Source organism: Burkholderia sp. PAMC 26561 (genome assembly GCF_001557535.2).
In the GTDB taxonomy this organism is placed as follows: domain Bacteria; phylum Pseudomonadota; class Gammaproteobacteria; order Burkholderiales; family Burkholderiaceae; genus Caballeronia.
This window is the reverse complement of the sequence record NZ_CP014315.1, coordinates 211,413-223,601: the sequence shown is the minus strand read 5'-3', so window position 1 is coordinate 223,601 and position 12,189 is coordinate 211,413. Positions and strand designations below refer to the sequence as shown.

The following is a 12,189-nucleotide window of genomic DNA, read 5'->3' as shown; positions in this document are numbered from 1 at the left end:
CCGGGTTCTTACACTCGACAGACTTTCCACCAAACCAATCAGGTGCCTCATCATGCAAAGCTTCAGCGATCGCGCGGACGTCGGCCATTTCATCCAGGGCCGTCGTGTACCCGGCACGGGAACGCGCACCCAGCCGATCTTCAACCCGGCGACGGGCGCCGAAGCGCGCACGCTGCACCTGGGTGATGTTGCGGATGTCGACGCAGCCGTCGCGAGCGCGAAGAAAGCGTTTGCCGGCTGGAGCGAAACCCCGCCGATTCGCCGTGCACGCGTGATGCTGCGTTTCCTCGAGTTGATGAACAAGCATCGCGACGATCTTGCCGCGATCATCACGGCCGAACACGGCAAGGTTTTCAGCGACGCGCAGGGTGAGGTGTCGCGCGGTATCGATGTGATCGAGTTTGCTTGCGGTATTCCCCAACTCCTGAAGGGCGATTTCACGGAGCAGGTGTCGACAGGTATCGATAACTGGACCACGCGTCAGGCGCTGGGCGTCGTTGCCGGAATCACGCCGTTCAACTTCCCTTGCATGGTGCCGTGCTGGATGTTCCCGGTCGCGATTGCAGCGGGCAATTGCTTCATCTTGAAGCCGAGCGAACGCGATCCGTCGGCATCGTTATTCATGGCGGGGTTGTTAAAGGAAGCCGGTTTGCCCGATGGCGTGTTCAGCGTCGTGCAGGGTGACAAGGTCGTGGTCGATGCGCTGCTCGTGCATCCCGATGTGAAGGCCATCAGCTTCGTGGGTTCCACGCCGATTGCGAACTACATCTATCAGACCGGTGCGCAGCACGGCAAGCGCGTGCAGGCGCTGGGCGGCGCGAAGAATCACATGGTCGTGATGCCGGATGCCGATCTGGATCAGGCTATCGATGCACTGGTCGGCGCGGGTTATGGATCAGCCGGCGAGCGTTGCATGGCGATTTCGGTTGCGGTGCTCGTGGGCGATGTCGCTGACAAGTTGATTCCGCGGCTTGCCGAGCGGGCGCGTTCGCTGATCGTGAAGAACGGCATGGAAGCCGATGCCGAGATGGGCCCGATCGTGACCCGTCAGGCGCTGGAACGCATTGAAGGGTATATCGCGCTGGGTGTGGAGGAGGGCGCTTCACTGGTCGTCGACGGACGTGGTTTCAAGGTGCCGGGGCACGAGGAAGGCTTCTTTACCGGCGGCACGCTGTTCGATAACGTGACACCCGAGATGCGCATCTATAAGGAAGAGATTTTTGGTCCGGTGCTGGCCTGCGTGCGGGTCAAGGACTTTACCGAAGCTGTCGATCTGATCAACGCCCACGAGTTTGGGAATGGCGTGGCCTGCTATACACGTGATGGCCACGTTGCACGTGAGTTCGGTCGGCGTATTGAAGTCGGGATGGTCGGGATCAACGTGCCTATTCCTGTGCCGATGGCCTGGCACGGGTTTGGTGGCTGGAAGCGCAGCCTTTTCGGCGATATGCACGCTTACGGCGAGGAAGGGGTGCGGTTCTACACGCGGCAGAAATCGATCATGCAACGGTGGCCGGAGAGCACCGAGAAGGGCGCCGAGTTTGCGATGCCTACGAGTAAGTAAGGGGGTTGGTTTGTAGCCCGGGGCCGGCACTGTTGGTTGGGGCGGTGCCGGGTTGCTGCAGTCAAGGCTTTCGCGCGGTCGTTGTTAGTCGCATGTCCTCCGCCAACCCCAAGCACCCCTCATCCGTTTTGGCTAAACTCAGGAATCGCCGCACACGTGCGGCAGCCACCTCCCGAGTCCCACGCCATCCATGAACACGCCCACCGTTTCTCCCGTCGTATCGTGGCATGCCCACGTCTACTTCAACGCTTCGACCCGCGACGCCGCCTGGCAACTTCGCGAGGAAATCGCTAGCCGCTTGGGCGACATCCTTCAACTCGGACGCTTTCACGAGAAACCTGTCGGTCCACATCCGCAATGGTCGTATCAGCTCGCGTTCGAGCCCGGCCAGTTCGCCGTTATCGTGGAATGGCTCACGCTGAATCACGGTTCACTCGATGTCTTCATCCATCCCAATACCGGCAACGCACTTCGTGATCATCGCGATGCCGCCGTCTGGATCGGACACTCGCACGAACTGGTGCTCGGCAGCCTGATGTAATCGCCTAGCCACCCGCTCGCGCTTGCCGGTATGCGCCCGGGCCCACACCATACGTATCCTTGAACTTCTTGCTGAACGCCGATTCGGATTGATACCCCACGTCGTCGGCTATCTCCGCGATGCTCTTCGCCGTTCGCGTCAACAACATTCCCGCGAGCTGCATGCGGATGCGTGTGAGCAAGCTCATCGGCGAGTCTTCGGTCAACGCACCGAACGCTCGCGCGTAAGTCGCGCGTGACATCGCCGATTGCTGTGCCAGCATTTCGATCGTCCACTTCTCTGCAGGCCGCTCCAGCATCGCAATGACCGATGATCCAAGACGCGGATGCGCAAGCAGCGCGAGGACGTCCGCTTTCGACGGCTGTTGCGCCAGATGCGCGCGCAGCAGCATCGTGAAAAGCGCAGTGGAAAACGCCGATATGATCGAGTGCGCCCCCGGCCCCGCCTCGCTCGACTCGCGCCGCATCATGCCGACCATGCGCGTGAGGTCGGGAACGTCATCGCGCTCGAACGACATTTTCACGATGTCAGGCAGCACATCGATCAGCAACGCATTCGCCGCGTAGTTGAATTTCCCGCATAGCAGATCGAGACTAGCCGCATTCGGCCCGCAGTTCGTGCGCACGGTCACCGCGCCGTTGTAGTGACTCTCCATCTCGCGTGGCACGCTTTGATCCGACGATTCCTCGCCCTGCAGCACATGCGCATCGCCGCGCGGCAACATCACGATATCGCCGGTTTCCAGCCTTACATCCGCCTGTCCGCGAAACTTGAGCAGACAGCTTCCGGCAAGCACGACGTGATACACGGCCTCGCTCGGCGGCGCTGGCGGATGGTCGAGTGTCCACTCGCCGCTCAGGAGGCAGCGCAGATCGAGCGCGCCTTGCAGGCGGGATAACTGGATCAGCCGGTCGAGCGCTTCCATGTAATTACCAGGTAGAAAGGGATGGCGTAGCGATCTTACCAGCGCGTGTTTCAGCGCCATGAGACGCGCGAGCAGTGATTCGAGCCGACTCGACATGGGCTTTCCATGCTGCGAGGTCTACATTTCAGTCACAGCACGGGCGTGGCCCGCGACCAAATTCAAAGGAGCTGAAATGTCTACAGTCGAAAAGTTCGAATACGTATTCCTGGGCGGCGGAAAAGGCGGCAAGACGCTCGCCATGGAACTCGCCAAATCCGGCAAGCGCGTTGCCGTGGTGGAGGAAGGCATGATCGGCGGGTCGTGTATCAACATTGCGTGTATCCCGAGTAAAGCGCTGATTCAAAGCGCACGGATCATGCATGCCGTTCAATCTGCCGACATCCTGCAAGGCGGCGCGCATGACAACAAGGTCGATATGGCGAAGGTGCATCGGTATGTGCGTGACGTTGTGGACGGCATGGTCGATATCAATGCGAAAGCGTTCGCTGCGTCAGGCTTCGATCTGATTCTCGGTACAGGACGTTTCGTGGCGCCCCGCCGCATTCAGGTCGCCATGAACGATGGCAACGAACGTGTGGTGGAAGGCGAACATGTGTTCATCAACACGGGTACATATGCAGCGGTTCCCGACGTCCCCGGTCTGCGCGATGCCAATCCGATGACCCACGTGGAAGCGCTCGCGCTCGACGCCTTGCCGGAACATCTGATCGTGATCGGCGGCGGTTATATCGGGCTGGAAATGGCGCAGGCGTTTCGCCGGCTTGGCAGCAGGGTGACGGTCTTGCAAGAGGCGCCGCGCGTTGCAATGCGCGAGGATGCCGACGTAACCGATGCAATCGAATCCGCGTTCGCGAAAGAAGGAATCGATGTCCGCGTCTCGGTGAAGGCGCTGCGTGTAAGTGGTCGTTCGGGCGATTCGGTGACGGTGGACCTCGCCGATGGTTCGAGCCTCAACGGTTCGCATATCCTCGTAGCGACGGGACGTGTGCCGCGCACGGCGAACATCGGTCTGGAGGTCGCGGGCGTCGAACTCGATACACGCGGCTTCATCAGGGTCGACGAGCGCCTTGCTACCTCCGCGCCGAACACCTGGGCGATCGGCGAAGTGGCCGGCACGCCGATGTTCACGCACGCATCGTTCGATGACTACCGCGTACTGAAGTCACAACTTGCAGGCGGCACGCTGACCACGCGCGATCGCGAAATTCCGTACGCGTTGTTCATTGAACCGGAACTGGCGCGCGTGGGCTTGAATGAAAGTGATGCGCAACGCCAGGGGATCGCGGTGCGCGTCGCCAAATTGCCGATGGCCGGCATCCCGCGCGCCCGCACGACGGGCGACACGCAGGGCTTCATGAAAGCTGTCGTAGCGGCGGATTCGGACCGCATCCTGGGCTTCACAATGTTCGGTTCGAACGCAGGCGAAGTCGTAGCCGTGGTGCAAATGGCGATGCTCGGCAAGCTTCCGTACACCGCGTTGAGGGACGCGATCCTCGCGCATCCGACTATCGCAGAAGGGCTGAATCTGTTGTTCGCGAAGGTTCCGGAACGGGCGTAAAAAGCTACCTGCGTACGGGTCCCGTCGATGCGCGTTGCACCAGCACAGGTTGGGGCGCAACGCGCATCGGCGCGTCCTGGTCGCGGCCGCCGCTTTCTATCAGCGCTTCGAGCAATTCGACGGCCATTGCGGCGGCGGCATCGGTGGGAACGGCTATGGTCGACAAACCCGGCCGCGATTCCCGTGCGAGCTGAATATCGGTGATGCCGATCACCGACAGGTCCTGCGGAATCCGCATGCCGCGATCGGCGGCGGCGTGCATCGCACCGAGCGCGGGCAGGTCGTTGGTCGCGAAGAGGGCGGTGAGGTCCGGCTGTGCGCTCAGCAAATCGCAAGCGGCATCGTAGCCATGTTGCACTTCATCGCGCGTAAAACGCACGTCCTCTTCCAAGTGCGCAACGCCGGCCTCGTGCAACGTGTGGCAAAACCCTTCGTAGCGCGCGGCCTGCACACCGTCACGCTGGCTTGCGACGATCGCGCCTATGCGTGTGTGCCCCAGGTCCAGCAAGTGTTGCGCGGCGAGCGTTCCGGCCGCAAAAAAATCGACAGCGACACAAGGCACTCCCGGCGATACATCCGGCCGTTCCCACATGCACAATACAATCGGCGTGCCGCGCGCGAGGGTCTTCTCGAGGTCCTCGAAGTCGAGTTTCGCGTTCATCACCAGCACGCCTTCCGACAACGTCCCCGCAATCTGATCGAGATACGCACGCGCAATCACCGGATCTTCGTTGGTGTTGCACACAATCAGAAAGCGGCCGTTCTTGCGCGCCGCGCGTTCGGCGGCGAGCGCGAATTCCGGATAAAACGGATTCGCGATGCTCGACACCATCAGCGCGAGCGTCGGCGCGCTGCCTTCGGCAAGTGCGCGCGCAGTCAGATGCGGCCGATACCCCAATGCATCCACTGCATCGAGCACACGTTGCCGCGTCGCCTCGCCGACCTTGCCGCGCTTGCGCAGTACGTTCGATACGGTAGCGGGCGTGACGCCTGCGCGCGCGGCAACTTCGGCCAAAGTGGTCATCGAATCTCTAGGGGAAGGGTTAACGCGAGTCAGAACGTCGCCTAAGTTCCGCGAACGCACGGTTATGTGCAAGCATCGTCGCCATGTCTCATATTTTGGGATGGCTTCCCGGCATTTGTATAATTCCGGGGAGGCGGCTAGATTTGCGTCCAAGGCAGTTCAAAAACACAAAGACGGAGACAGCCAGACAAGGCGATCCTGTACAGGGATCGTTTTTCACTGGCGGAAGGTTAAGCGCTTAACCTTATTTTGTCTCCTCGGTAAAACACGGAGACGTCGGCATGGCGAGCATCTCTTTACGGTCAGTTCAGAAAGCGTACGGCGACCACGCGCCGGTGATCCGCGATGTGGATCTGGAAATCGGCGCGCATGAGTTCTGCGTGTTCCTGGGTCCTTCGGGATGCGGGAAATCGACGCTGCTGCGCATGATCGCCGGTCTCGAGGACATCACGGACGGCGATCTTTATATCGATGGAAAACTGGTCAACGAGGTGCCTGCCGCGCAACGCGGCGTAGCGATGGTGTTCCAGAGCTACGCGCTCTTTCCGCACATGACGGTCTACCAGAACATGGCGTTCGGGTTGACGCTCGCGAAGACGCCGAAAGACGTCATCGACAAGAAGGTGAGGGAAGCTGCTCGCGTACTGCAACTCGACGCCTTGCTCGAAAGACGGCCCAAAGAGTTATCGGGCGGACAACGTCAGCGCGTGGCGATCGGCCGCGCGATCGTGCGCAGCCCGAGCGTGTTTCTCTTCGACGAACCCCTTTCCAATCTCGACGCCACGCTGCGCGGACAAACGCGCGTGGAGATCGCGCGGCTGCATAAACAGTTCGATAAAGCCAGCGTCGTCTACGTGACGCACGATCAGATCGAAGCCATGACGCTGGCCGACAAGATCGTGTTGCTGCACGCCGGCGCCGATACCGCGAAGTACGGCAGCATCGCGCAAGTGGGGGCGCCGCTCGAGTTGTATCACCGGCCGAAGAGCCGCTTCGTGGCTGGGTTTATTGGCTCGCCGCGAATGAATTTCCTGCCCGCGCGCGTGGTCTCGGGCAATGCGGAAAGCGTGTTGATCGCGCTCGACGGCACCAGCGAACAACTCGAAGTCCAGGCAAACGGCGATGCGTTGACGCCGGGCCAGACCATCACGCTCGGCATTCGTCCGGAGCATCTTGAACCGATCGCAAGCAACGCGTCAAAACAGCAGATCACGCGCACGGTGTCGCTCGTCGAACAGCTTGGCGAGCACAGCTATCTCCATCTGGAGCAAGCCGGCGGCGTGGTTCTGATTGCCAAGGCGCCAGGCGACAGGACGCCGAAACAAGGCGATAACGTCGCGTTCAAAGTGCCGGCCGCCTGCTGTCATCTTTTCACCGAGGACGGCTTCGCCGTCACGTCGGCCGTCATTCCCCACTTTGCGTAGGAGCGCTTCGCATGCGTCTTGGAGTCTGTTATTACCCGGAACACTGGTCCGTATCGATGTGGAAAGACGATGCGGCGCGCATGAAGGCGCTGGGCATCGACCGTGTCCGGATCGCCGAATTCGCGTGGAGCCGGATCGAACCGTCGCCGGGTGAATATCAATGGGACTGGCTTGATCAGGCGATCGATACGCTCGCCGATGCAGGCCTGAAAGTCGTCATGTGCACGCCGACCGCAACGCCGCCGAAGTGGCTGATCGACCGTCATCCGGACATCTTGCCCATAGGCGCCGATGGCCGTCCGCGTGCATTCGGCTCGCGCCGTCATTACGATTTTTCGTCGCCTTCGTACTTCGAGGCATCGCAGAAAATCTGCACGGCGGTTGCCAAGCGATACGGCAAGCATCCAGCCGTCGCGTTCTGGCAAACGGATAACGAGTACGGCTGCCACAACACGGTGGTCAGTTATTCGCCGGCTGCACTGCAGCGCTTCCGGGCGTGGCTCAAGCAACGCTACGCAACCATCGACGCGCTCAACACCGCGTGGGGCACGGTCTTCTGGAGCATGGAATACCGCAACTTCGACGAGATCGATCTGCCGGTCGCGACCGTGACGGAAGCGCATCCGTCTCACCGGCTGGATTTCCGCCGCTTCTCCTCCGATGAAGTCGTGCGTTTCAACCGCATGCAAACCGACATCATCCGTGCGCATTCGCCGGAGCGTCCGGTCGCGCACAATTTCATGCAGCTCTTCACGGAATTCGATCACTACAAGGTGGCCGCGGACCTGGACATCGCGACGTGGGACAGCTATCCGCTGGGTGCGCTCGAAGAGCAGTGGTTCGACCCGTCGATCAAGGCAAAGTGGCTGCGTACCGGGCATCCGGATTTCGCATCGTTCAATCACGATGTGTATCGCGGGATGTCGAAGCTGCCGTTCTGGGTGATGGAGCAACAGCCCGGACCGGTGAACTGGGCGCACTGGAATCCGGCGCCGCTGCCGGGCATGGTGAAGCTGTGGAGCTGGGAAGCGTTCGCGCATGGCGCGGGATGCGTTTCGTATTTCCGCTGGCGTCAGGCGCCGTTCGCACAGGAACAAATGCATGCGGGTTTGAATACGCCCGATAACCAGCTGGATCTGGGTGGCGAGGAAGCGTCGCTGGTCGCGAAGGAAATAGATCGTGTCGTGACAGAAGACGGCGAGCTGCCCGTCGCTGCGAAAGTTGCACTGGTCTGGGACTATGAAGCGAAGTGGCTGTTCGAGATTCATCCGCAAGGCGTCGATTTCCACTATCCGCGATTCGCGTTCGAGTACTACAGCGCGTTGCGAAGCCTGGGACTGGACGTCGATATCGTGCCGGCCGACGCGCCCCTGGACAAGTACAAGCTGATCGTGGTGCCGCCGCTGCCGGTCGTGCCTGACGACTTTGCCGCGAGGCTTGCCGCAAGCGGTGCGCAAGTCGTGCTGGGACCACGCACGGGATCGAAGACGCAGAATCTCACCATTCCCGATGCGTTGCCGCCCGGCGCAGAACTCGCCCAGTTGATTCCAATGCGCGTCTGGCGCGTTGAATCGATGCGTCCCAACGTGACCGAGAAGGTCGGGCAACGCGGCGAAAGCCGTCACTGGCGTGACCTGATTGAAGCGGGCGAAGGCGTGCAGATCGAGAGCAACTTCGCCGATGGTCATCCCGCGATCCTGCGTCATGGATCGATCCGTTACCTTGCGAGTCTCTTCGACGACGCCCTGACGCAATCGATCTTCCAGGATGCGGCGAAAGCAGCGGGACTCGATGCAGAACCGCTGCCCGAAGGCATTCGCATTAGCCGGCGCGGGCCGCTTATGTATCTCTTCAATTACAACTCAACGGCTCACAGAATCACTGATGCAGCCAGCTTCATAGTCGGGCAGGAGGAAGTAGAACCGCAAGGCGTCGCGATTTACAAAGCAAACAACACTCATCAATGAGGAGACACGCATGAAAATTTTCACTGGTAATGGAATGCGCAACGGATTGACCGGCGTCGCTCTGGCCGTTGCGCTGGCTACAGCGAGCATTGCGCAAGCAGGAACGCTCACCGTGAACATCGCGTTCAAGGGGGCAAGCCAGCGCACGGTCTGGCAACAGACCTTCGATGCCTTCAAGAAGGCGCATCCGGATATCGACGTGAAGGTGTCCTTCGTCGATGAAGAAGCGTACAAGGTCCAGCTTCCCGGCTGGCTCTCGACTGTCGCGCCGGATATCGTGAACTGGCACAACGGCGAACGCATGGCGTATTACGCGAAGCGCGGGCTGTTTGAAGACCTGACGCCGGACTGGAAGAAGAACAACTGGGACGCCATGTATGCGTCGACGAAAGAATCGTCCACGTATAACGGCAAGCAGTACTCTGCGCCGACCGTGTACTACTCGTGGGGCATGTTCTACAGGAAGGACTTGTTCCAGAAGGCCGGCATCGCAGCCGAGCCGAAAACCTGGCCCGAATTCCTCGACGCCTGCAAGAAACTCCAGGCCGCGGGCATTGCGCCGGTCGCGGTCGCCGGCCGCGATGCATGGACGCTTGCAGGCTGGTTCGATTACCTCGACTTGCGCATCAACGGCAACGCGTTCCATCAGAAGCTGATGGCAGGCGACGTGCCTTATACCGACCCGCGCGTGAAGAAGGTCTATACCACATGGAAGGAGCTGATCGACAACAAGGTCTTTATCGACAACTCGCTCTCTTACGATCTCGACGCCGTGCAGCCGTTCCTGTTCCAGGGCAAGGCCGCGATGATGCTGATGGGCACGTTCATCACCGCCGGCTTCCCGCAGAACATCAAGCCGCAGATGGGCTACTTCCAGTTCCCGATCATCGACAGCAATGTGCCGACCGCCGAAGATGGTCCGGTGGAGTCGCTGCACATTCCGTCGAAGGCGAAGAACAAGGCGGACGCCCATACGTTCCTGGCTTTCGTGGAGACACCCGAGATCAGCGCGCAGCTCGCAAAGGGTCTTGGCTCCCTGCCGGCGAACAGCAAGGCGCCGGAACCGGACGATCCCATTTCGAAGATCGGCTTCCAGATCTTGTCGCAGACGAAGGGCGGTATCGCGCAATTCTATGACCGCGACATGACCAAGGAAATGGCCGATGAAGGCATGAAGGGCATGCAGCAGTTCGTCTCCGATCCGACGAAACTCGATGCAATCCTGGCGCAGCTCGAAGCCACGCGTAAGCGCATTTACAAGAAGTGATGCGGGACGGCGGCCCGCGTGCGATGGGCCGCCTTTTTGAAGGACAGGGAGCACTGTATGTCTGAAACCCTCAGCGTTGCGGCGGCCAAACCGAAGCGTCGCAAGCGGATGTCGGCAACTGCGCGGCAGCAGCGGCTGGCCGCGTTCCTGTTCCTGGCGCCGGCGTGCATCATGGTCGCGATCTACGTGATCTGGCCGATCATTTCCAGTGTCACACTCAGTTTCTACAACTGGGACGGGATGACGGAGAAGACCTTCGCGGGCTTCGATAACTACATCGAATTGTTCCATGCTCCGACGTTCTATACGGCGCTCAAGAACAATGTGCTGTGGCTGATCCTGTTCCTGCTCGCGCCGCCGATGGGTCTTGCCGTCGCGTTGTATCTGAACCAGGCGGTGCGCGGCATTCGCGTGGTGAAGTCGCTGTTTTTCGCGCCGTTCGTGTTGTCGGGCGTTGTGGTCGGCCTGATGTTCAGCTGGTTCTACGACCCGACCTTCGGCTTGCTGAAGGTCATTCTCGGGCACGGTGTGCCCGTACTCGGCGACGCACGATACGTCACCTTCGGCATCATCTTCGCGGCGCTCTGGCCGCAGACCGCGTATTGCATGATCCTGTACCTGACCGGCCTCACATCGCTCAACTCCGAGCAGATCGAGGCGGCGCGCATGGAAGGCGCGAAGGGCTGGACCATGTTGTGGCACGTGATCCTGCCGCAACTCCGGCCGACCACGTTCATGGCGATCGTGGTAACGATCATCGGCGCGTTGCGCAGTTTCGATCTGATCTCCGTCATGAGCGGCGGTGGTCCGTACGAGAGCTCGACCGTGCTCGCCTATTACATGTACGACCAGGCGATCAAGTATTACCGCATTGGTTATTCGGCCGCGATTGCCGTCGTGCTGTTCGCCATCATGATGGTGTACATCGTTTATCACTTGCGCAGAATGCTGCGGACCGAACGTTAAGAAGTCAGGAGCGCACTATGTTTCCAATGCCCGTCGCCAAATGGAAGCCCGTCAACCGGGCGCTTTACAAGCTGTCGTTGCCGGTTGCGCTCGTGATCTGGCTGTTGCCGCTGATCGCGGTGATGGTCACCTCCATTCGTTCCTCCGATGAACTCGTCGAAGGCAACTACTGGGGCTGGCCACGGCACTTTTCCCTGATAGCCAATTACAGCGATGCACTGACGACATCGCCCATGCTCCACTACTTGTGGAACAGCGTGCTGATCACGGTGCCGTCGGTGATCGGGTCGATCGTACTTGCATCGATGGCCGGCTTTGCGCTGGCCATCTACAACTTTCGCGGCAACACGGCGTTGTTTGCGACCTTCGTCGCGGGCAACTTCGTGCCTATCCAGATCCTGATGATTCCCGTGCGCGATTTGTCGTTGCAGCTTGGCATCTTCAACACGGTCGGCGCGCTGATCCTCTTTCATATCTCGTTCCAGACCGGATTTTGCGCGCTGTTCCTGCGCAACTTCATCAAGCAATTGCCGTTCGAACTGGTCGAGGCGGCGCGCATTGAAGGCGCGAACGAGTGGACGGTTTTCTTTCGAATCGTGCTGCCGTTGATTCGACCGGCTTTGGCGGCGCTCGCCATTCTTGTCTTCACGTTCGTCTGGAACGATTACTTCTGGGCGTTGTGTCTCACGCAGGGCGACGAGGCTGCGCCAATCACGGTCGGCGTGGCCGCGCTCAAGGGGCAATGGGTGACGGCGTGGAACCTGGTGTCGGCGGGGTCGATCCTGGCCGCGTTGCCGTCGGTCATCATGTTCTTCGCGATGCAACGGCATTTCGTGGCCGGACTGACATTCGGTGCGACCAAGGGCTAAGAAGACTTATCTTGACGCCGACGGGTCCGCCGGCGGTTCTGCATACGAATTGATCTATCTGTTTTCATAAATTTTTACAATGGA

Annotated in this window: 10 protein-coding genes; 8 read left to right on the top strand and 2 right to left on the bottom strand. The window is 60.3% G+C overall.

All coding sequences use genetic code 11. The features are described from left to right. Positions 1–52 precede the first annotated feature (52 nt). Together AXG89_RS35660 and AXG89_RS35655 are read left to right on the top strand one after the other, a co-directional pair. The gene (locus tag AXG89_RS35660) at positions 53–1,564 is read left to right on the top strand and encodes a CoA-acylating methylmalonate-semialdehyde dehydrogenase (protein ID WP_086386612.1); all 1,512 of its coding nucleotides are present in this window, start codon (positions 53–55) and stop codon (positions 1,562–1,564) included. A gap of 190 nt (positions 1,565–1,754) precedes the next feature. Beyond that, complete coding sequence (locus AXG89_RS35655; RefSeq protein WP_075358128.1) at positions 1,755–2,105, top strand: DOPA 4,5-dioxygenase family protein; 351 nt, start codon at positions 1,755–1,757, stop codon at positions 2,103–2,105. Between the two features lie 4 nt (positions 2,106–2,109). Here the strand turns inward: AXG89_RS35655 and AXG89_RS35650 are convergent, their stop codons facing one another. After that, entirely contained in the window at positions 2,110–3,126 is a 1,017-nt protein-coding gene (locus AXG89_RS35650) for an AraC family transcriptional regulator (protein ID WP_236873665.1), read from the bottom strand. Between the two features lie 76 nt (positions 3,127–3,202). Here AXG89_RS35650 and AXG89_RS35645 point away from each other — a divergent pair, with 76 nt between their 5' ends. Continuing rightward, a complete protein-coding gene (locus AXG89_RS35645) occupies positions 3,203–4,588 on the top strand; it encodes a dihydrolipoyl dehydrogenase family protein (protein WP_075358126.1) in 1,386 nt (461 codons plus the stop codon). A 4-nt stretch (positions 4,589–4,592) separates the two neighbouring features. On the opposite strand, the gene AXG89_RS35640 is transcribed toward AXG89_RS35645, so the two are convergent. Continuing rightward, positions 4,593–5,612, bottom strand: a complete 1,020-nt coding sequence (locus tag AXG89_RS35640) for a LacI family DNA-binding transcriptional regulator (RefSeq protein ID WP_075358125.1) — start codon at positions 5,610–5,612, stop codon at positions 4,593–4,595. 281 nt (positions 5,613–5,893) lie between these two features. On the opposite strand from AXG89_RS35640, the gene AXG89_RS35635 reads away from it, so the two are divergent. From AXG89_RS35635 to AXG89_RS35615, 5 genes are read left to right on the top strand one after another with little or no spacing between them, the layout of a single operon-like run. Continuing rightward, entirely contained in the window at positions 5,894–7,036 is a 1,143-nt protein-coding gene (locus AXG89_RS35635; RefSeq protein ID WP_119024773.1) for an ABC transporter ATP-binding protein, read from the top strand. 11 nt (positions 7,037–7,047) lie between these two features. Continuing rightward, positions 7,048–9,003, top strand: coding sequence for a beta-galactosidase (locus tag AXG89_RS35630; RefSeq protein ID WP_075358123.1), 1,956 nt, complete (start codon positions 7,048–7,050; stop codon positions 9,001–9,003). A gap of 34 nt (positions 9,004–9,037) precedes the next feature. Then, positions 9,038–10,270, top strand: a complete 1,233-nt coding sequence (locus AXG89_RS35625; RefSeq protein WP_086386611.1) for an ABC transporter substrate-binding protein — start codon at positions 9,038–9,040, stop codon at positions 10,268–10,270. Positions 10,271–10,327: 57 nt separating this feature from the next. Beyond that, the gene (locus AXG89_RS35620; protein ID WP_062001373.1) at positions 10,328–11,236 is read left to right on the top strand and encodes a carbohydrate ABC transporter permease; all 909 of its coding nucleotides are present in this window, start codon (positions 10,328–10,330) and stop codon (positions 11,234–11,236) included. A 17-nt stretch (positions 11,237–11,253) separates the two neighbouring features. Beyond that, positions 11,254–12,105, top strand: coding sequence for a carbohydrate ABC transporter permease (locus AXG89_RS35615; protein ID WP_062001374.1), 852 nt, complete (start codon positions 11,254–11,256; stop codon positions 12,103–12,105). Positions 12,106–12,189: the final 84 nt, after the last annotated feature.